The following is a 21,295-nucleotide window of genomic DNA, read 5'->3' as shown; positions in this document are numbered from 1 at the left end:
GACAAAAAGTACATTTTGAGGATGGTTATGGAACTGTATCTGGATACTTCAGACGTTGTTGCGGTGAAGGCGCTGTCACGTATTTTTCCGCTGGCGGGTGTGACCACTAACCCAAGCATTATCGCCGCGGGTAAAAAACCGCTGGATGTTGTGCTTCCGGAACTTCATGAAGCGATGGGCGGTCAGGGGCGTCTGTTTGCCCAGGTAATGGCTACCACTGCCGAAGGGATGGTTAATGACGCGCTTAAGCTGCGTTCTATTATTGCGGATATCGTGGTGAAAGTTCCGGTGACCGCCGAGGGGCTGGCAGCGATTAAGATGTTAAAAGCGGAAGGGATTACGACGCTGGGAACCGCGGTATATGGCGCGGCACAAGGGCTGCTGTCGGCGCTGGCAGGTGCGGAATATGTTGCGCCTTACGTCAACCGTATTGATGCTCAGGGCGGTAGCGGCATTCAGACTGTGACCGACTTACACCAGTTATTGAAAATGCATGCGCCGCAGGCGAAAGTGCTGGCAGCGAGTTTCAAAACCCCGCGTCAGGCGCTGGACTGCTTACTGGCAGGATGTGAATCAATTACTCTGCCACTGGATGTGGCACAACAGATGATTAGCTATCCGGCTGTCGATGCCGCGGTGGCGAAGTTTGAGCAGGACTGGCTGGGGGCGTTTGGCAGAACGTCGATTTAACCGGACGTTCTGCATCCTCATAAATTGCTGATGACGTGGCGGAGTGCCGCGTCTTATCAGGCCTGGAGGTGGCAATTACTGCCCGCACACCTCACACCCCGGATTGCGCATCAGTTTCATTTCGCGAAACTGACAGGTCATCGCATCGTACATGACGATTTTCCCGCTGGCCGGTTTGCCATAACCTGCCAGCAGTTTGATCGCTTCCATTGCCTGCAACGAACCAATTACGCCGATCAACGGTGCCATCACGCCTGCTTCTACGCAGGTTAACGCGTTCTCGCCAAACAAACGGCTGAGGCAGCGATAGCAAGGCTCGCCGTCCTGATAAGTGAAGACCGTGATTTGACCTTCCATACGAATTGCCGCGCCGGAAACCAGCGGCACCTTCGCGGCAAAACAGCCTGCGTTCAGTTGATTACGTACCGCAACGTTATCCGTACAGTCGAGCACCAGATCGTGTTCAGCAATCAATGCTGCAAGTTCTGCGTCATCCAGCAGTGCATTGACTGGCGTAATCGCGATATGTGGGTTGATCCGCGCCAGGGCGTCACGGGCGGATTCCACCTTCGGTTGCCCGACCGTAGCATCACTGTGCAGCGTCTGGCGTTGCAGATTCGAGAGCGAAACCGTGTCGAAGTCGAGCAGCGTCAGGTTGCCGACACCGGCGCTTGCCAGATACTGCGAGGCTGCGCAGCCGAGTCCACCGAGGCCGACTACCAGCACACGAGAATCTTTTAGTGCCTCCTGACCGTCAAAATCAAAACCGCGCAGAATGATTTGCCGGTTGTAGCGCAGCATCTCCTGATCGCTGAGTTCCGCCATTACCGGCCTCCGAACAACGCGTTAAACGGTTCTACTTCCACCCATTCGCCCACGTCCACATTGCCGCGATCGCGTTCCAGCACGATAAAGCAGTTGCCGAGGCTAAAGGAGCTGAATATATGTGAACCCTGATGTCCGGTGGTCGTCACTTCCAGTTCGCCATCGGCGTTGCGTTGCAGCACGCCGCGCTGGAAATCAAGACGTCCTGGCGTTTTTTTCAGGCGGGACGCTGTGCGTACGCGCTGGCGCGCGGGCAGGCCGCTGGCGGTGTTACCGCTTAGTTTTGCCAGCAAAGGCTGTACCAGTTGATAGAAGGTCAGCGTCGCTGAAACCGGGTTGCCCGGCAGGCCGCAGAACCAGCTATTGCTGAGTTTACCAAACGCGAACGGTTTGCCCGGTTTAATCGCCAGTTTCCAGAAAGCAATTTCGCCCAGTTCTTCGAGAATGGTTTTGGTGTAATCCGCCTCACCAACCGAAACACCACCGGAACTGATCACCACATCCGCCTGGCTGTCGGCTTCAATAAATGCGGCGCGCAGGGCATGTGGATCGTCGCGGATAATCCCTAAGTTGATTACCTCGCATCCCAGCTGTTCTAACATCAGGTGTACGGCGAGACGGTTGGTATCGTAGATTTGGCCGTCGCCCAGCGGCTGGCCTGGCAACTGGAGTTCATCACCGGTAGAAAAAAGCGCTACACGCACTTTACGAATCACCGGAACTTCGGCAATCCCCAGTGAAGCAATTACTGGCAGCTCTGCGGTAGTCAGGCGAGTTCCCGCCGGGAAAACAACCGCACCCGCAGAGATATCTTCACCGCGACGGCGAATATTTTGCCCGCTACGCACTTCAACAGTAAAACGCACGCCATTGTCCGTTTGTTCAGTCTGCTCCTGCATCACCACCGCTTCGCAGACTTCCGGCACCGGCGCACCGGTCATAATACGAATGCAGGTGCCCGCAGGCCATTCACCATGATACGGCTGACCGGCAAACGATTTCCCGGCAACGGGCAGCGGTTGCCCGGAGGCAATATCGGCTAAACGCACCGCGTAGCCGTCCATAGCGGAGTTATCAAACCCCGGGACATCCAGTGGCGAAACGACATCGCTCGCCAGAATACGACCAAAACACTGTACCAGTGGCAGCGTTTCCTGGGCGGTCAGTGGGGTGACGCGAGAAAGCATCTCATTAAGCGCGGTGTCGAGCGACATCAATCCGGTGGTAAATTCCATGAAAACACTCCTGCGGAGGCAAAATCGAATTTGCCTATTATGTCAGAAAAACGCCACAGACTGTATGCCACCTCGGGCGTAGCGCTGGGTCCTGCCTTTACATGCCATATCCATCTTTCTATATTCAAAAATTGAATGAGTAATTCATAAAAATTCTGATATTTATAGCAAAAGTGGCGAGCCACCCTTAATGGACGAATACTATGGGCAAAGCAGTCATTGCAATTCATGGTGGCGCAGGTGCAATTAGCCGCGCGCAGATGAGTCTGCAACAGGAATTACGCTACATTGAGGCGTTGTCTGCCATTGTTGAAACCGGGCAGAAAATGCTGGAAGCGGGCGAAAGTGCGCTGGATGTGGTGACGGAAGCGGTGCGTCTGCTGGAAGAGTGTCCACTGTTTAACGCCGGAATTGGCGCTGTCTTTACGCGTGATGAAACCCATGAACTGGACGCCAGTGTGATGGATGGTAACACCCTGAAAGCCGGTGCGGTGGCGGGCGTTAGTCATCTGCGTAATCCGGTTCTTGCCGCCCGGCTGGTGATGGAGCAAAGCCCGCATGTGATGATGATTGGCGAAGGGGCAGAAAATTTTGCGTTTGCTCATGGCATGGAGCGCGTCTCACCGGAGATTTTCTCCACGCCTTTGCGTTATGAACAACTACTGGCAGCGCGCGAGGAAGGGGCAACAGTCCTCGACCATAGCGGTGCGCCACTGGATGAAAAACAGAAAATGGGCACCGTGGGGGCCGTGGCGTTGGATTTAGACGGCAATCTGGCGGCAGCCACGTCCACAGGCGGAATGACCAATAAATTACCCGGACGAGTTGGCGATAGTCCCTTAGTGGGTGCCGGATGCTACGCCAATAACGCCAGTGTGGCGGTTTCTTGTACCGGCACGGGCGAAGTCTTCATCCGCGCGCTGGCGGCATATGACATCGCCGCGTTAATGGATTACGGCGGATTAAGTCTCGCGGAAGCCTGCGAGCGGGTAGTAATGGAAAAACTCCCTGCGCTTGGCGGTAGCGGTGGCTTAATCGCTATCGACCATGAAGGGAATGTCGCGCTACCGTTTAACACCGAAGGAATGTATCGCGCCTGGGGCTACGCAGGCGATACGCCAACCACCGGTATCTACCGTGAAAAAGGGGACACCGTTGCCACACAGTGATGAACTTGATGCCGGTGATGTGCTGGCGGTTGAAAATCTGAAAATTGCCTTTATGCAGGACCAGCAGAAAATAGCTGCGGTCCGCAATCTCTCTTTTAGCCTTCAACGCGGTGAGACGCTGGCCATTGTTGGCGAATCCGGCTCCGGTAAGTCAGTGACTGCGCTGGCATTGATGCGTCTGTTGGAACAGGCGGGCGGTTTAGTACAGTGCGATAAAATGCTGTTGCGGCGGCGCAGTCGTGAAGTGATTGAACTTAGCGAGCAGAGCGCTGCACAAATGCGCCATGTGCGCGGTGCGGATATGGCGATGATATTTCAGGAGCCGATGACATCGCTGAACCCGGTATTTACTGTGGGTGAACAGATTGCCGAATCAATTCGTCTGCATCAGAACGCCAGTCGTGAAGAAGCGATGGTCGAGGCGAAGCGGATGCTGGATCAGGTACGCATTCCGGAGGCACAAACCATTCTTTCACGTTATCCGCATCAACTCTCTGGCGGGATGCGCCAGCGAGTGATGATTGCGATGGCGCTGTCATGCCGCCCGGCGGTGCTGATTGCCGATGAGCCAACCACCGCGCTGGATGTCACTATTCAGGCGCAGATCCTGCAATTAATCAAAGTATTGCAAAAAGAGATGTCGATGGGCGTTATCTTTATCACTCACGATATGGGCGTGGTGGCAGAGATTGCCGATCGGGTACTGGTGATGTATCAGGGCGAGGCGGTGGAAACGGGTACCGTCGAACAGATTTTTCATGCACCGCAACATCCTTACACCCGTGCGCTGTTAGCTGCTGTTCCGCAACTTGGTGCGATGAAAGGGTTAGATTATCCCCGACGTTTCCCATTGATATCGCTTGAACATCCAGCGAAACAGGAACCCCCCATCGAGCAGAAAACGGTGGTGGATGGCGAACCTGTTTTACGGGTGCGTAATCTTGTCACCCGTTTCCCTTTGCGCAGCGGTTTGTTGAATCGCGTAACGCGGGAAGTGCATGCCGTTGAGAAAGTCAGTTTTGATCTCTGGCCTGGCGAAACGCTATCGCTGGTGGGCGAGTCTGGCAGCGGTAAATCCACTACCGGGCGGGCGTTGCTGCGCCTGGTCGAATCGCAGGGCGGCGAAATTATCTTTAACGGTCAGCGAATCGATACCTTGTCACCCGGCAAACTTCAGGCATTACGCCGGGATATTCAGTTTATTTTTCAGGACCCTTACGCTTCGCTGGACCCACGTCAGACCATCGGTGATTCGATTATCGAACCGCTGCGCGTACACGGTTTATTGCCAGGTAAAGACGCGGCTGCACGCGTTGCGTGGTTGCTGGAGCGCGTGGGCCTGTTACCTGAACATGCCTGGCGTTACCCGCATGAGTTTTCCGGCGGTCAGCGCCAGCGCATCTGCATTGCTCGCGCGTTGGCATTGAATCCAAAAGTGATCATTGCCGACGAAGCCGTTTCGGCGCTGGATGTTTCTATTCGCGGGCAGATTATCAACTTGTTGCTCGATCTCCAGCGTGATTTCGGCATTGCGTATCTGTTTATCTCCCACGATATGGCCGTGGTAGAGCGGATTAGTCATCGTGTGGCGGTGATGTATCTCGGGCATATTGTTGAAATTGGCCCACGGCGCGCGGTCTTCGAAAACCCGCAGCATCCTTATACGCGTAAATTACTGGCGGCAGTTCCGGTCGCTGAACCGTCCCGACAACGACCGCAGCGTGTACTGCTGTCGGACGATCTTCCCAGCAATATTCATCTGCGTGGCGAAGAGGTGGCAGGCGTCTCGTTGCAATGCGTCGGGCCGGGGCATTACGTCGCACAACCACAATCAGAATACGCATTCATGCGTAGATAACATTCAGGCGGAGAATAAAATGGCAAGAGCTGTACACCGTAGTGGGTTAGTGGCGCTGGGCATTGCGACAGCGTTGATGGCATCTTGTGCATTCGCTGCCAAAGATGTGGTGGTGGCGGTAGGATCGAACTTCACCACGCTCGATCCGTATGACGCAAATGACACGTTATCTCAGGCCGTAGCGAAATCGTTTTACCAGGGGCTGTTTGGTCTGGATAAAGAGATGAAACTGAAAAACGTGCTGGCGGAGAGTTATACCGTTTCCGATGACGGCATTACTTACACCGTGAAATTGCGGGAAGGCATTAAATTCCAGGATGGCACCGATTTCAACGCCGCGGCGGTGAAAGCGAATCTGGACCGGGCCAGCGATCCGGCGAATCATCTTAAACGCTATAACCTGTATAAGAATATTGCTAAAACGGAAGCGATCGATCCGACAACGGTAAAGATTACCCTCAAACAGCCGTTCTCAGCGTTTATTAATATTCTTGCCCATCCGGCGACCGCGATGATTTCACCGGCAGCGCTGGAAAAATATGGCAAGGAGATTGGTTTTTATCCGGTGGGAACCGGACCGTATGAACTGGATACCTGGAATCAGACCGATTTTGTGAAGGTGAAAAAATTCGCGGGTTACTGGCAGCCAGGATTGCCCAAACTGGACAGCATAACCTGGCGTCCGGTGGCGGATAACAACACCCGCGCGGCAATGCTGCAAACCGGTGAAGCGCAGTTTGCTTTCCCCATTCCTTACGAGCAGGCCACACTGCTGGAGAAAAACAAAAATATCGAGTTGATGGCCAGTCCGTCAATTATGCAGCGTTATATCAGTATGAACGTGACGCAAAAGCCGTTCGATAACCCGAAGGTCCGTGAGGCGCTGAATTACGCCATTAACCGTCCGGCGCTGGTGAAAGTTGCCTTTGCGGGCTATGCAACGCCAGCTACTGGTGTGGTACCGCCAAGTATCGCCTACGCGCAAAGTTATAAACCGTGGCCTTACGATCCAGTGAAAGCGCGCGAATTACTGAAAGAGGCGGGATATCCCAACGGTTTCAGTACCACGCTGTGGTCGTCACATAACCACAGCACCGCGCAGAAAGTGCTGCAATTTACCCAGCAGCAGTTAGCGCAGGTCGGGATTAAAGCCCAGGTGACTGCGATGGATGCCGGACAGCGGGCGGCAGAAGTTGAAGGTAAAGGGCAAAAAGAGAGCGGCGTGCGGATGTTCTACACTGGCTGGTCGGCTTCAACCGGCGAAGCGGACTGGGCACTATCGCCGCTGTTTGCCTCGCAGAACTGGCCACCGACGCTGTTTAATACCGCGTTTTACAGCAATAAACAGGTGGATGACTTCCTGGCTCAGGCACTGAAAACTAATGATCCGGCGGAAAAGACCCGCTTATATAAGGCGGCGCAGGATATCATCTGGCAAGAATCGCCGTGGATCCCGCTGGTGGTAGAAAAACTGGTGTCGGCACACAGTAAAAACCTGACCGGTTTTTGGATCATGCCAGACACCGGCTTCAGCTTTGAAGACGCGGATTTGCAATAAGCAACGCAGGGAGTGGAATGCTTAATTACGTTATCAAACGCTTACTGGGGTTGATTCCGACGCTGTTTATCGTCTCGGTGCTGGTGTTTTTATTTGTCCATATGCTGCCCGGCGATCCGGCGCGATTGATTGCCGGGCCCGAAGCTGATGCGCAGGTTATAGAACTGGTGCGTCAGCAGCTGGGGTTGGATCAGCCGCTGTATCACCAGTTCTGGCACTATATCAGCAATGCTGTGCAGGGGGATTTTGGCCTGTCGATGGTGTCGCGTCGTCCGGTTGCCGATGAGATTGCCAGCCGCTTTATGCCAACGCTGTGGCTGACCATAACCAGTATGGTCTGGGCGGTTATATTTGGTATGGCGGCGGGAATTATCGCCGCCGTCTGGCGTAACCGTTGGCCGGATCGATTGAGTATGACCATTGCGGTGTCGGGGATCTCGTTTCCGGCATTTGCTCTGGGGATGCTTTTAATTCAGGTATTCTCCGTTGAACTGGGCTGGCTGCCTACCGTGGGAGCAGACAGTTGGCAGCACTACATTTTACCCTCCCTGACGCTCGGCGCGGCAGTGGCCGCCGTGATGGCGCGCTTTACCCGCGCGTCGTTTGTCGATGTTTTAAGCGAAGATTATATGCGTACCGCGAGGGCGAAAGGGGTGAGCGAAACCTGGGTTGTCCTCAAACACGGGCTACGTAACGCGATGATCCCGGTAGTGACCATGATGGGCTTACAGTTTGGCTTTTTGCTCGGTGGTTCCATCGTTGTGGAGAAAGTTTTCAACTGGCCGGGACTTGGACGCTTACTCGTTGACTCCGTAGAAATGCGTGATTACCCGGTGATTCAGGCGGAAATTCTGCTTTTCTCGCTGGAATTTATTCTTATCAACTTAGTGGTGGATGTGCTTTACGCCGCCATTAACTCGGCTATCAGGTACAAGTAAGGATGCGACTATTTAACTGGCGACGTCAGGCGGTGTTAAACGCCATGCCACTGGTCAAACCTGACCAGGTACGTACACCGTGGCATGAATTCTGGCGACGATTTCGCCGTCAGCATATGGCGATGACCGCCGCATTATTCGTTATTTTATTGATTGTGGTGGCCATTTTTGCACGCTGGATCGCTCCCTATGACGCCGAAAATTATTTTGATTATGACAATCTGAATAACGGACCTTCTTTGCAGCACTGGTTTGGCGTCGATTCACTGGGGCGTGACATTTTCAGCCGTGTCCTGGTTGGTGCGCAAATCTCGCTGGCGGCGGGCGTGTTTGCCGTGTTTATCGGTGCGGCGATCGGGACGTTGCTGGGCTTGCTCGCTGGATATTATGAAGGCTGGTGGGATCGGCTGATCATGCGCATTTGCGATGTGCTGTTTGCCTTCCCGGGTATTTTACTGGCGATCGCTGTTGTTGCGGTGTTGGGAAGCGGCATTGCTAACGTGATTATTGCAGTCGCCATTTTTTCCATCCCCGCGTTTGCCCGCCTGGTGCGCGGCAACACGCTGGTGTTGAAACAGCAAACCTTTATTGAGTCAGCACGCAGTATTGGTGCCAGCGATATGACCGTTTTGTTGCGTCATATCCTGCCTGGGACCGTCTCTTCTATCGTGGTGTTTTTCACCATGCGCATTGGTACCTCGATTATCTCTGCCGCCAGCCTCTCATTTCTCGGCCTCGGTGCGCAGCCGCCGACACCAGAGTGGGGAGCAATGCTCAATGAGGCTCGAGCGGATATGGTTATCGCGCCGCATGTCGCTGTTTTTCCGGCCCTGGCTATTTTTCTGACCGTACTGGCGTTCAATTTGTTGGGCGATGGTTTACGCGATGCGCTGGATCCGAAAATTAAAGGATAGTTACGTTTGAATATTGCTTGAAAGGGTAATCACCTCACAGGAAATTATTGCCCTAAGCAAGTGTTGTAACTTTCTGCTGATTTTGTAGAATCGGGTAATTCGGTTAAAAAGCCGCAGCAAGGGACAATTTTTGCAGCGGCACAGCGTTCAGATAGTTATTTTGTTAAATGTATTAACATGCTGAGTTTATACGAAAAGATAAAGATAAGGCTGATAATTTTATTTTTATTGGCAGCACTGTCATTTATTGGTCTTTTTTTCATCATTAACTATCAACTGGTATCGGAGCGCGCGGTAAAACGTGCCGATAGCCGCTTTGAACTTATTCAGAAAAACGTTGGCTATTTCTTTAAAGATATTGAACGTTCGGCCCTGACATTAAAGGACTCACTGTATTTATTAAAAAATACAGAGGAGATTCAACGCGCCGTGATTCTTAAAATGGAAATGATGCCATTTTTAGACTCGGTGGGACTGGTACTTGATGATAATAAATATTATCTTTTTTCGCGGAGGGCGAATGATAAAATCGTTGTTTATCATCAGGAACAAGTAAATGGACCGCTTGTCGACGAGTCAGGGCGGGTTATTTTTGCCGATTTTAACCCATCGAAACGACCGTGGTCGGTGGCTTCAGATGACTCTAACAACAGCTGGAATCCGGCATACAATTGCTTTGATCGTCCGGGTAAAAAATGTATCTCTTTTACGCTACACATCAACGGCAAAGATCACGATTTGTTAGCGGTGGATAAAATTCATGTCGATTTAAACTGGCGATATCTGAACGAGTATCTTGATCAAATCAGCGCTAATGATGAAGTTCTATTTTTGAAACAAGGCCATGAGATCATTGCCAAGAATCAACTCGCTCGTGAAAAACTGATTATTTATAATAGCGAAGGTAATTATAATATTATTGATTCTGTCGATACTGAATATATCGAAAAAACATCAGCGGTGCCAAACAACGCATTATTCGAAATCTATTTTTATTATCCTGGCGGTAATTTATTGAACGCATCAGATAAACTTTTTTATCTGCCGTTTGCGTTCATTATTATCGTATTGCTGGTGGTTTATTTAATGACCACTCGTGTGTTCCGTCGGCAATTTTCTGAAATGACAGAGCTGGTTAATACGCTGGCATTTTTGCCCGACTCAACGGATCAAATCGAGGCTCTGAAAATTCGCGAAGGCGATGCGAAAGAGATTATCAGCATTAAAAATTCGATCGCGGAAATGAAAGATGCCGAAATTGAACGGTCAAATAAATTGCTCTCACTGATCTCTTACGATCAGGAAAGCGGTTTTATTAAAAATATGGCGATTATTGAGTCCAACAATAATCAGTATCTGGCTGTGGGGATCATCAAACTGTGTGGTCTGGAAGCCGTGGAAGCGGTGTTTGGTGTTGATGAACGCAATAAAATCGTCAGGAAATTGTGTCAGCGAATTGCCGAGAAATATGCGCAATGCTGCGATATCGTGACATTCAATGCCGATCTCTATTTACTTCTGTGTCGGGAAAATGTACAGACATTTACCCGTAAAATAGCGATGGTAAACGATTTTGACAGCAGCTTTGGCTACCGCAATCTGCGCATCCATAAGTCTGCCATTTGTGAACCTTTGCAGGGGGAAAACGCCTGGAGTTACGCAGAAAAACTGAAACTGGCGATTTCCAGTATCCGTGACCATATGTTCTCCGAGTTTATTTTCTGTGATGACGCGAAACTCAACGAAATAGAAGAGAATATCTGGATTGCGCGTAATATTCGCCATGCAATGGAAATTGGCGAACTATTCCTCGTCTATCAACCGATCGTTGATATTAACACCCGCGCCATTCTGGGCGCGGAGGCGTTGTGCCGTTGGGTTTCTGCGGAGCGGGGGATCATTTCACCGCTGAAGTTCATTACCATTGCTGAAGATATCGGGTTTATCAATGAGCTGGGTTATCAGATTATTAAAACGGCAATGGGTGAATTCAGACATTTTAGTCAGCGTGCGTCGCTGAAGGATGATTTCTTACTGCATATTAATGTTTCGCCCTGGCAGTTAAACGAACCGCACTTTCATGAGTGTTTTACCACCATCATGAAAGAAAATGGCCTGAAGGCGAACAGCCTCTGTGTTGAGATCACTGAAACCGTGATCGAGCGAATTAATGAACATTTTTATCTCAATATTGAACAACTGCGTAAACAAGGGGTACGGATATCGATTGATGACTTTGGCACCGGTTTGTCAAACCTGAAACGTTTTTATGAAATTAATCCAGACAGCATAAAGGTGGACTCGCAATTTACCGGCGATATTTTCGGTACTGCGGGAAAAATTGTGCGCATTATTTTCGATCTGGCACGCTATAACCGGATCCCGGTGATTGCGGAAGGCGTAGAGAGCGAAGACGTTGCGCGCGAATTAATTAAATTAGGATGTGTTCAGGCTCAGGGGTATCTGTACCAGAAACCCATGCCATTCTCCGCCTGGGATAAAAGTGGAAAATTAGTAAAAGAGTAGTTTACGTATGTCCAGAATCAATAAGTTCGTACTTACAGTCAGTCTGCTGATTTTTATCATGATTTCAGCAGTTGCCTGCGGGATCTACACTCAAATGGTAAAGGAACGGGTGTATAGCCTGAAACAGTCCGTTATTGATACTGCTTTTGCGGTGGCAAATATTGCTGAATATCGGCGTAGCGTGGCAATTGATCTTATCAACACGCTAAATCCCACGGAGGAACAGCTGTTGGTTGGTTTGCGCACAGCTTACGCCGACTCGGTTTCCCCCTCTTATTTGTACGATGTCGGTCCTTATCTGATTTCCAGTGACGAATGTATTCAGGTAAAGGAGTTCGAGAAAAATTATTGTGCAGATATTATGCAGGTTGTGAAGTATCGACATGTCAAAAATACAGGGTTTATCTCTTTTGACGGTAAAACCTTCGTCTATTACCTCTATCCGGTAACTCACAATCGTAGTCTGATATTTTTGCTTGGTCTGGAGCGTTTTTCTTTACTGTCAAAATCGCTGGCGATGGACAGCGAGAACCTGATGTTCTCTCTATTTAAGAACGGTAAACCGGTGACCGGTGATGAATATAATGCTAAAAACGCCATCTTCACCGTTTCGGAAGCGATGGAGCACTTCGCCTATTTGCCGACCGGATTGTATGTATTTGCGTATAAAAAAGATGTTTATTTGCGGGTTTGTACATTGATTATTTTCTTTGCCGCATTGGTGGCAGTGATATCGGGTGCCAGTTGCCTCTATCTGGTACGCAGAGTGATTAATCGTGGTATTGTGGAGAAAGAAGCCATCATTAATAACCATTTTGAACGCGTACTGGATGGCGGGCTTTTCTTTTCGGCTGCCGATGTCAAAAAACTCTACAGTATGTATAACTCGGCGTTCCTGGACGACCTGACCAAAGCAATGGGCAGAAAATCCTTTGACGAAGATTTAAAAGCGCTGCCGGAAAAAGGCGGTTATTTGTGCCTGTTTGACGTCGATAAATTCAAAAACATTAACGACACCTTCGGTCATTTGCTGGGCGATGAAGTGTTGATGAAAGTGGTGAAAATCCTTAAATCACAGATCCCGGTAGATAAAGGTAAAGTCTACCGCTTCGGCGGTGACGAATTTGCGGTGATTTATACGGGTGGAACGCTGGAAGAGTTGCTATCGATTCTAAAAGAAATCGTTCATTTCCAGGTGGGAAGCATTAATTTAAGTACCAGTATCGGTGTAGCACATTCAAATGAATGTCCTACCGTCGAACGCTTGAAAATGCTGGCGGATGAGCGGCTGTATAAGAGTAAGAAAAACGGCAGGGCACAGATTAGCTGGCAGTAATCATTATTCGCAGGCCGGACAAATGATTTTGCCCGGCCTGAATTAATTAAACCCGGCTACCCCACAAATCGTACTCATCGGCGTGCTCGACTTTCACACGCAGGATATCACCCGGTTTAACGTTGGTTTCACCATTGAGATAAACCGCGCCGTCGATTTCCGGTGCATCTGCCATGCTGCGACCAATTGCGCCTTCTTCGTCCACTTCGTCGATAATCACCAGAATTTCACGGCCCACTTTCTCTTGCAGGCGCTCGGCGGAAATCTGCTGCTGCAGCTGCATGAAACGGTTCCAGCGTTCTTCTTTCACTTCTTCCGGAACCTGGTCAGGCAGGGCATTGGCGTCTGCACCTTCAACCGGGCTGTATTTAAAGCAGCCAACGCGATCCAGACGCGCTTCTTTCAGGAAGTCGAGTAGCATCTGGAAATCTTCTTCCGTCTCGCCAGGGAAGCCGACAATAAAGGTTGAGCGTAGGGTCAGTTCCGGGCAGATTTCGCGCCACTGTTTGATGCGCGCCAGTTGGCGATCTACAGAACCCGGACGCTTCATCAGTTTGAGAATGCGCGGGCTGGCGTGCTGCAACGGAATGTCCAGATACGGCAGGATTTTGCCTTCTGCCATCAGTGGGATGACGTCGTCCACATGCGGATAAGGGTAAACGTAGTGCAGACGTGTCCAGATCCCCAGTTTCGATAACTGTTCGCACAGGCTGACCATGCTGGTTTTTACCGGCTCGCCGTTGTGGAAGCCAGTACGATGTTTAACATCAACGCCATAGGCGGAAGTATCCTGCGAGATCACCAGAATCTCTTTAACGCCCGCATCTACCAGACGTTTCGCTTCACTTAACACTTCGCCAATCGGACGGCTCACCAGGTCGCCGCGCATAGACGGAATAATGCAGAAGGTGCAGCGGTGATTACAGCCTTCAGAAATTTTCAGATAGGCATAATGACGCGGCGTCAGTTTCACACCTTGTTCTGGCACCAGGCTCAGGAATGGGTTGTGTTTCGGTTTCGGCACGTAGTGATGAACGTGCTCCAGAACCTGCTCATAGCTATGAGGCCCGGTGATTTCCAGCACTTTCGGGTGGACTTCGCGGATCTGATCTTCTTTTGCCCCCAGACAACCGGTCACAATAACCTTGCCGTTTTCATTCAACGCTTCACCAATGGCTTCCAGTGATTCTTGTACCGCGCTGTCAATAAAGCCGCAGGTGTTGACGATCACCATGTCCGCATCGTCATAGCTCGGTACCACGTCATAACCTTCAGTGCGGAGTTCGGTGAGAATACGCTCTGAATCAACAAGGTTTTTCGGACAGCCAAGGGAAACAAAGCCGATTTTCGGCTGGGGAGTTACTTTGCTCATAGCTTAAAAAATATTCAGTTACAGGAAAGGTCAGGGCAGGGATTCTACAGAGTTCTGGATAAAATTTGTATCGCAATCTCATTCGCTGGCGGAGGCGAAGGAAATGTAAATTTTGTTAATTCGGCGTGAAGAATTGATCCTGGACAGCATTTTGCTCAAAAAATAGCCATACTATTTAATTGCAACAAGGCTGGAAAGAGGAGGATCGAAGTATGTTCGTTGACAGACAGCGAATCGATCTGCTGAACCGGTTGATCGACGCACGCGTTGACCTCGCCGCATACGTGCAACTGAGGAAGGCAAAAGGATACATGTCCGTCAGCGAAAGCAATCATCTACGAGATAACTTTTTTAAACTGAATCGCGAACTGCACGATAAATCGCTGCGGTTGAATCTTCATCTGGATCAGGAAGAGTGGAGTGCTCTTCATCATGCTGAAGAAGCATTAGCGACAGCCGCAGTATGTTTGATGAGTGGGCACCATGATTGCCCGACTGTTATTACCGTCAACGCCGATAAGCTTGAAAATTGTCTGATGAGCTTAACGCTGAGTATCCAGAGCCTGCAGAAGCACGCCATGCTTGAGAAGGCCTGAAAACTAAGGGGGAGAAAGCGTCTCCCCCTTCATGTTTAAGTTTTTGTAAAAATGAATTTGTTATCTCCTCCACTGACTACGCTTTAAGCCAGAGTCAATCCGGAGGCGTTATGCATCGACCATTCTTTTTCCTTGTGCCCCTTATTTGTCTTTCTTCCGCTCTCTGGGCGGCTCCTGCAACGGTAAATGTCGAAGTACTGCAAGACAAACTCGACCATCCCTGGTCACTGGCCTTTTTACCCGATAATCACGGTATGTTAATCACTCTGCGCGGCGGCGAGTTGCGTCACTGGCAAGCAGGAAAAGGATTATCTGCGCCGCTTTCCGGAGTGCCGGACGTTTGGGCGCACGGGCAGGGCGGCCTGCTGGACGTGGTTTTAGCGCCTGATTTTGCTCAGTCTCGCCGCATCTGGTTAAGTTATTCCGAAGTTGGCGATGATGGCAAAGCCGGAACTGCTGTGGGTTATGGCCGCTTAAGTGATGATCTCTCAAAAGTGACCGACTTCCGCACCGTCTTTCGCCAGATGCCAAAACTGTCTACCGGCAACCATTTTGGCGGGCGGCTGGTATTCGACGGTAAAGGTTATCTTTTTATTGCTCTGGGCGAAAACAATCAGCGCCCGACGGCGCAGGATCTGGATAAATTACAGGGCAAACTGGTGCGTCTGACCGACCAGGGCGAAATCCCGGATGATAATCCTTTTATAAAGGAATCCGGTGCGCGCGCCGAGATCTGGTCTTATGGCATTCGTAATCCGCAAGGAATGGCGATGAATCCGTGGAGTAATGCACTGTGGCTGAATGAACATGGCCCGCGCGGTGGTGATGAAATTAATATCCCGCAAAAAGGCAAAAACTACGGCTGGCCGCTGGCAACCTGGGGAATCAACTATTCAGGCTTTAAGATACCGGAAGCGAAAGGGGAGATCGTCGCCGGGACCGAGCAACCTGTTTTTTACTGGAAAGATTCGCCCGCTGTGAGCGGCATGGCCTTCTATAACAGCGATAAATTCCCCCAGTGGCAGCAAAAATTATTTATTGGCGCGCTGAAAGATAAAGATGTCATTGTGATGAGCGTCAACGGCGACAAAGTGACAGAAGATGGCCGTATTTTAACGGACAGAGGGCAGCGAATTCGTGATGTTCGCACTGGACCCGACGGTTATTTATACGTTCTCACCGACGAGTCCAGTGGGGAATTACTTAAAGTTAGCCCACGCAATTAGCTAACGGGAATCATCACCACTTTGCGCACTGCGGGGCGTTCAGTGAGTTGCTGATACCAGCGTTGCAGATTTGGACGCGGTGTCCAGGTCAGGCCAACGTTAAACAAATTGTAGATGAACGGTGCGATAGCGATATCGCCCACACCAAACTCGTCGCCAGAGAACCATTTTACTTTTGCCAGTTCCGCATCGAGCAGGGCAAACAGGGCGTCGCACTCTTTGCAACTGGCATCAATGGCGGCCTGATCGCGCTCTTCCGGTGGTGTTCTGACTAATCCCATCAGGATCCCGCGATGAGCATTACTGAGCGTCTGGTTTGCCCAGTCCATCCATTTTTCCGCTTCCGCACGACGTGCCGGTGAGTCGATCCACAGGCGTTTTTGCCCGTACTGTGCCGCCAGATAGCGGACAATGGCGTTTGATTCCCAAAGAATGAGATCACTTTCGTCGTCACGCAACAACGGCACCAGCCCGTTAGGGTTCATCGCCAGAAAATCAGCATCGTGATTTATCCCAAACTCACGGCCCGCGAGAATTTGCTCATAAGGTAGTTCCAGTTCTTCGAGCGTCAGCAATACTTTTTTTACGTTAGTTGAATTATTCCGACCCCACAGCGTAATCATACTCACCCCTTTTCCGACAGGCAGCCACAGGCTGAACAGGACTCCGATGGTGAAGTAAAGTTAACTTTTAAGCAACAGCTGGCAAAAAAATGACACCAGAAGCAGCGAAGCGGCAGGATATTGCATAAACTTTAAAAACTTTACCAACTTACGGTTTCTTTAAGTTTGTGTGTGCGTTATTAATCACCAAACTTATCATACGGCGATATAACGTATTTTTTTTGAATGGATACTCGGGTGGCATTTATGACGCAATACTCCTCTCTCCTTCGTGGTCTTGCAGCGGGTTCTGCATTTTTATTCCTTTTTGCCCCAACGGCATTCGCGGCGGAACAAACCGTTGAAGCGCCGAGCGTGGATGCGCGTGCATGGATTTTAATGGATTACGCCAGCGGTAAAGTGCTGGCAGAAGGCAACGCGGATGAGAAACTGGATCCCGCGAGCCTGACTAAAATCATGACCAGCTATGTGGTTGGGCAGGCGCTTAAGGCCGATAAGATTAAACTCACCGATATGGTGACGGTCGGTAAAGATGCCTGGGCGACGGGAAATCCGACACTGCGTGGTTCATCGGTAATGTTCCTCAAACCGGGCGATCAGGTTTCGGTGGCAGACTTGAACAAAGGTGTGATTATCCAGTCCGGTAATGACGCCTGTATTGCGCTGGCCGATTACGTTGCCGGGAGCCAGGAGTCATTTATTGGTTTGATGAATGGTTATGCCAAAAAACTGGGTCTGACCAACACTACCTTCCAGACGGTGCACGGTCTGGATGCGCCGGGGCAGTTCAGTACCGCGCGCGATATGGCATTGCTGGGTAAAGCATTGATCCACGATGTGCCGGAAGAGTACGCCATTCATAAAGAGAAAGAGTTCACCTTCAACAAAATTCGTCAGCCTAACCGTAACCGTCTGCTGTGGAGCAGCAATCTGAATGTTGATGGCATGAAGACAGGAACCACGGCAGGTGCGGGATATAATCTGGTTGCTTCGGCTACCCAGGGTGATATGCGTTTAATCTCCGTAGTGCTGGGGGCGAAAACTGACCGTATCCGTTTTAATGAGTCTGAGAAATTATTGACCTGGGGTTTCCGCTTCTTTGAAACCGTGACGCCAATTAAACCTGATGCCACCTTTGTGACTCAGCGCGTCTGGTTTGGTGATAAGAGCGAAGTGAATCTCGGGGCAGGTGAAGCGGGCTCAGTGACCATACCGCGTGGGCAGCTGAAAAACCTGAAAGCGAGTTATACGTTAACGGAACCGCAGCTTACCGCACCGCTGAAAAAAGGTCAGGTTGTCGGGACCATTGATTTCCAGCTTAACGGTAAATCCATTGAGCAGCGTCCGCTGATCGTGATGGAAAATGTGGAAGAGGGCGGATTCTTTGGTCGGGTGTGGGATTTCGTGATGATGAAATTCCATCAGTGGTTCGGCAGCTGGTTCTCTTAATCTTCTGATAACCGGATGGCGCGAAACGTCATCCGGTTATACGTCATTAATACATCAACTTAATGCGCTGCGTCTGCGCGTACTTCACATACTCATCTTCCGGGCAACAATCGCTCACCACAATATCAAAGCGTTTCAGGTCACCCATGCGCGCCGGACGTACCTTGCCAAATTTACTGTGGTCGACAACCAGCACATGCTTTTGCGCCATCGACATGGCCCAGTGTTTTACCGGCAACTCTTCAAGATTAAAACAGGTAGCGCCTTTACTGACATGCACGCCCGCCGCAGAATAGAAAGCGATATCCGGGCAAAAATTATTCAGCGTTTGCTGAAAATCGATGGGTTTGAAAATGGCGTTGCTGGCGTGAAATTCACCACCGCAAAGAAACGCGCGGCAATGGGGTTTCTCTTTCAGCGCCAGAAAGGTATTTAGCGAATAACAAACGGCGGTAAAAGGGATTTCATTATCAATCGCTTCAATAATCCACGGCGTGGTGGTGCCACAGTCAAAAAAGAGGGTCTGATCGGGTTCTACCAGCGTCGCAGCCAGTTTTGCCGCCCGGCGTTTTTCTTCCACCAGGCGGGATTTTTGATCGCTTAACAGGTAATGGCTGGCACTGCGCGGTTCCAGAACAATATAGCCGCCGAGCAAAACGACGGGCGCACTGTGGTTGTTCAGATCGCGACGAATCGTCATCTCCGAAACCCCAAGCAGGGCGGCGGCGTCTTTAAGATGTAACTTATCGCTGCGTTTTAATTCTTGCAGCAGCTGCCCGATACGCTCTTCGCGACGTGTTTCCATAATCCCTCTGAATAGTTATTGAAGCGAGCCGCTCAATACTACACTTTTTAGCAGAGATCAGTCACGCACCCAGCCTTTGCGGATCGGTAATGCAAAACAGACGCGATACCACGATTGCAGACGTTGATAGAGTTTATGCCCCATCGCTTGCCAGATAATCTGGGCACTAAGGCAGCCAATCATACCTGCCAGCAATCCACCGAGCATATCCAGCGGCCAGTGGACGCCAAGATAAACGCGCGACCAGGCAATGACGACGGCCAGCACCATTAAAAGTGAGCCGGACCACAGGCGATGCCAGCATAAAAATGCCAGTGCAAAGGTGAAAATCACCGTACCGTGATCGCTTGGGAATGAGTCATCCGCCGCATGATGCAGGAAGTTATAGCCGATATTTTCGACAAAGGGTCGGTCGTGCGGAAAAAGATGTCCCATCGTCCAGGACACAAACAGGCTGACCGCCAGCGCGATAGCGATTTTTATCACCAGTTGCCGTTGTGCTGTAAGCCCCCACAACCAAAGTACCACGGCCAGCAACGGCACCACGGTAATCAAATCTTTAGCAATAAAAATCGCCAACGAGATCATCCACGGAGCCGAGTCTGGCGTCGCGTTAATAAGAGAGAATAGAGAGAGATTCAAATTTTCCAGCATAACTTCCCGACGCAAAGTGATTAAAAGGGAGCCAATACAGGCAAGTCGTTGAGAATAAAGTGCAGGTTAAACTGGGTAAAGCGGCATCGTCTTATTTCCCTCAAGCGGCCTGTTTACGGTGGGTGATTGTAACGGGCATAGGTTAAATAAAACTTAAAGAAAGCGTAGCTATACTCGCAATAATGTAAGAATGTGCTTAACCGTGGTTTCAGCTACAAAATTCGCTTTCTCGTTAGCTGCGCTTTTATTAAACTCTGCGCGATTATTATTGGCGAAGAAATTGCATGCAAAATAAATTAGCTTCCGGTGCCAGGCTTGGACGTCAGGCGTTACTTTTCCCTCTCTGTCTGGTGCTTTACGAATTTTCAACCTATATCGGCAACGATATGATTCAACCCGGTATGTTGGCCGTGGTGGAACAATATCAGGCGGGCATTGATTGGGTTCCTACTTCGATGACCGCGTATCTGGCGGGCGGGATGTTTTTACAATGGCTGCTGGGGCCGCTGTCGGATCGTATTGGTCGCCGTCCGGTGATGCTGGCGGGAGTGGTGTGGTTTATCGTCACCTGTCTGGCAATATTGCTGGCGCAAAACATTGAACAATTCACCCTGTTGCGCTTCTTGCAGGGCATAAGCCTCTGTTTCATTGGCGCTGTGGGATACGCCGCAATTCAGGAATCCTTCGAAGAGGCGGTTTGTATCAAGATCACCGCGCTGATGGCGAACGTGGCGCTGATTGCTCCGCTACTTGGTCCGCTGGTGGGCGCGGCGTGGATCCATGTGCTGCCCTGGGAAGGGATGTTCGTCTTGTTTGCCGCATTGGCAGCGATCTCCTTTTTCGGTCTGCAACGAGCCATGCCTGAAACCGCCACGCGTATAGGCGAGAAACTGTCACTGAAAGAACTCGGTCGTGACTATAAGCTGGTGCTGAAGAACGGCCGCTTTGTGGCGGGGGCGCTGGCGCTGGGATTCGTTAGCCTGCCATTGCTGGCGTGGATCGCCCAGTCGCCGATTATCATCATTACTGGCGAGCAGTTGAGCAGCTATGAATATGGCTTGCTGCAGGTGCCTATTTTCGGGGCGTTAATTGCGGGTAACTTGCTGTTAGCGCGTCTGACCTCGCGCCGCACCGTACGTTCGCTGATAATTATGGGCGGCTGGCCGATTATGATTGGTCTGTTGGTCGCTGCTGCGGCAACGGTTATCTCATCGCACGCGTATTTATGGATGACTGCCGGGTTAAGTATTTATGCTTTCGGTATTGGTCTGGCGAATGCGGGACTGGTGCGATTAACCCTGTTTGCCAGCGATATGAGTAAAGGTACGGTTTCTGCGGCGATGGGAATGCTGCAAATGCTGATTTTTACCGTCGGTATTGAAATCAGCAAACATGCCTGGCTGAACGGGGGCAACGGACTGTTTAATCTCTTCAACCTTGTAAACGGAATTTTGTGGCTGTCGCTGATGGTTATCTTTTTAAAAGATAAACAGATGGGAAATTCTCACGAAGGGTAAAAAA

At 50.5% G+C, this 21,295-nt stretch carries 18 protein-coding genes; 12 read left to right on the top strand and 6 right to left on the bottom strand.

Annotated features, from left to right (window positions below; genetic code table 11):
- Positions 1–27 precede the first annotated feature (27 nt).
- Positions 28–690 carry a fructose-6-phosphate aldolase gene (gene fsa / locus K0778_RS03290; protein ID WP_001301278.1) on the top strand — a complete coding sequence of 221 codons (663 nt, stop codon included), beginning with the start codon at positions 28–30 and terminating at the stop codon, positions 688–690.
- Between the two features lie 75 nt (positions 691–765).
- On the opposite strand, the gene moeB is transcribed toward fsa, so the two are convergent.
- The gene (moeB, locus tag K0778_RS03285) at positions 766–1,515 is read right to left on the bottom strand and encodes a molybdopterin-synthase adenylyltransferase MoeB (protein ID WP_000829242.1); all 750 of its coding nucleotides are present in this window, start codon (positions 1,513–1,515) and stop codon (positions 766–768) included.
- Complete coding sequence (gene moeA / locus K0778_RS03280) at positions 1,515–2,750, bottom strand: molybdopterin molybdotransferase MoeA (RefSeq protein ID WP_000397372.1); 1,236 nt, start codon at positions 2,748–2,750, stop codon at positions 1,515–1,517. Before moeA ends, moeB begins: the two co-directional genes overlap by 1 nt.
- A gap of 203 nt (positions 2,751–2,953) precedes the next feature.
- Between moeA and iaaA the strand changes: the two genes are divergently transcribed.
- The 7 genes from iaaA (at position 2,954) to K0778_RS03245 (ending at position 13,049) form a co-directional block, all read left to right on the top strand.
- A complete protein-coding gene (iaaA, locus tag K0778_RS03275) occupies positions 2,954–3,919 on the top strand; it encodes a beta-aspartyl-peptidase (protein WP_000513788.1) in 966 nt (321 codons plus the stop codon).
- Positions 3,906–5,777: a glutathione ABC transporter ATP-binding protein GsiA gene (gene gsiA, locus K0778_RS03270; protein WP_001400149.1), complete on the top strand. Its 1,872-nt coding sequence runs from the start codon at positions 3,906–3,908 to the stop codon at positions 5,775–5,777. The genes iaaA and gsiA overlap by 14 nt, the downstream gene beginning before the upstream one ends.
- Before the next feature lie 19 nt (positions 5,778–5,796).
- Positions 5,797–7,335 carry a glutathione ABC transporter substrate-binding protein GsiB gene (gene gsiB / locus K0778_RS03265; RefSeq protein ID WP_000090140.1) on the top strand — a complete coding sequence of 513 codons (1,539 nt, stop codon included), beginning with the start codon at positions 5,797–5,799 and terminating at the stop codon, positions 7,333–7,335.
- Positions 7,336–7,352: 17 nt separating this feature from the next.
- Complete coding sequence (gene gsiC / locus K0778_RS03260; protein ID WP_062873282.1) at positions 7,353–8,273, top strand: glutathione ABC transporter permease GsiC; 921 nt, start codon at positions 7,353–7,355, stop codon at positions 8,271–8,273.
- Between the two features lie 2 nt (positions 8,274–8,275).
- On the top strand, positions 8,276–9,187 hold the full coding sequence (gene gsiD, locus K0778_RS03255; RefSeq protein ID WP_001236051.1) for a glutathione ABC transporter permease GsiD: 912 nt from the start codon (positions 8,276–8,278) through the stop codon (positions 9,185–9,187).
- 177 nt (positions 9,188–9,364) lie between these two features.
- Positions 9,365–11,713: an EAL domain-containing protein gene (locus K0778_RS03250; protein WP_001459603.1), complete on the top strand. Its 2,349-nt coding sequence runs from the start codon at positions 9,365–9,367 to the stop codon at positions 11,711–11,713.
- A gap of 7 nt (positions 11,714–11,720) precedes the next feature.
- Positions 11,721–13,049: a GGDEF domain-containing protein gene (locus K0778_RS03245; RefSeq protein WP_000086904.1), complete on the top strand. Its 1,329-nt coding sequence runs from the start codon at positions 11,721–11,723 to the stop codon at positions 13,047–13,049.
- A 46-nt stretch (positions 13,050–13,095) separates the two neighbouring features.
- On the opposite strand, the gene rimO is transcribed toward K0778_RS03245, so the two are convergent.
- Positions 13,096–14,421 (bottom strand): 30S ribosomal protein S12 methylthiotransferase RimO, encoded by a 1,326-nt coding sequence (gene rimO / locus K0778_RS03240; protein WP_000049367.1) that lies wholly within the window; start codon positions 14,419–14,421, stop codon positions 13,096–13,098.
- A gap of 212 nt (positions 14,422–14,633) precedes the next feature.
- Between rimO and bssR the strand changes: the two genes are divergently transcribed.
- Together bssR and yliI are read left to right on the top strand one after the other, a co-directional pair.
- The gene (gene bssR / locus K0778_RS03235) at positions 14,634–15,017 is read left to right on the top strand and encodes a biofilm formation regulator BssR (protein WP_000497137.1); all 384 of its coding nucleotides are present in this window, start codon (positions 14,634–14,636) and stop codon (positions 15,015–15,017) included.
- Between the two features lie 110 nt (positions 15,018–15,127).
- Entirely contained in the window at positions 15,128–16,243 is a 1,116-nt protein-coding gene (gene yliI, locus K0778_RS03230; protein WP_000554946.1) for an aldose sugar dehydrogenase YliI, read from the top strand.
- Here yliI and gstB read toward each other — a convergent pair.
- Positions 16,240–16,866: a glutathione S-transferase GstB gene (gene gstB, locus K0778_RS03225; protein WP_001295292.1), complete on the bottom strand. Its 627-nt coding sequence runs from the start codon at positions 16,864–16,866 to the stop codon at positions 16,240–16,242. The genes yliI and gstB overlap by 4 nt on opposite strands.
- Before the next feature lie 246 nt (positions 16,867–17,112).
- Between gstB and dacC the strand changes: the two genes are divergently transcribed.
- Positions 17,113–18,315: a serine-type D-Ala-D-Ala carboxypeptidase gene (gene dacC / locus K0778_RS03220; protein ID WP_063084860.1), complete on the top strand. Its 1,203-nt coding sequence runs from the start codon at positions 17,113–17,115 to the stop codon at positions 18,313–18,315.
- Between the two features lie 46 nt (positions 18,316–18,361).
- Here dacC and deoR read toward each other — a convergent pair whose 3' ends face one another.
- Both deoR and ybjG read right to left on the bottom strand, forming a co-directional pair.
- Complete coding sequence (gene deoR / locus K0778_RS03215) at positions 18,362–19,120, bottom strand: DNA-binding transcriptional repressor DeoR (RefSeq protein WP_000450121.1); 759 nt, start codon at positions 19,118–19,120, stop codon at positions 18,362–18,364.
- 57 nt (positions 19,121–19,177) lie between these two features.
- Positions 19,178–19,774: an undecaprenyl-diphosphate phosphatase gene (gene ybjG, locus K0778_RS03210; protein ID WP_001295291.1), complete on the bottom strand. Its 597-nt coding sequence runs from the start codon at positions 19,772–19,774 to the stop codon at positions 19,178–19,180.
- A 284-nt stretch (positions 19,775–20,058) separates the two neighbouring features.
- Here ybjG and mdfA point away from each other — a divergent pair, with 284 nt between their 5' ends.
- Positions 20,059–21,291, top strand: coding sequence for a multidrug efflux MFS transporter MdfA (gene mdfA, locus K0778_RS03205; RefSeq protein WP_001180089.1), 1,233 nt, complete (start codon positions 20,059–20,061; stop codon positions 21,289–21,291).
- Positions 21,292–21,295: the final 4 nt, after the last annotated feature.

Origin of the sequence: Escherichia sp. XD33, assembly GCF_019375075.1 — a bacterium.
Lineage (GTDB): Bacteria > Pseudomonadota > Gammaproteobacteria > Enterobacterales > Enterobacteriaceae > Enterobacter > Enterobacter flexneri_A.
Note: the sequence above shows the minus strand (reverse complement) of the source record. Positions and strands in the feature narration are given on the sequence as shown.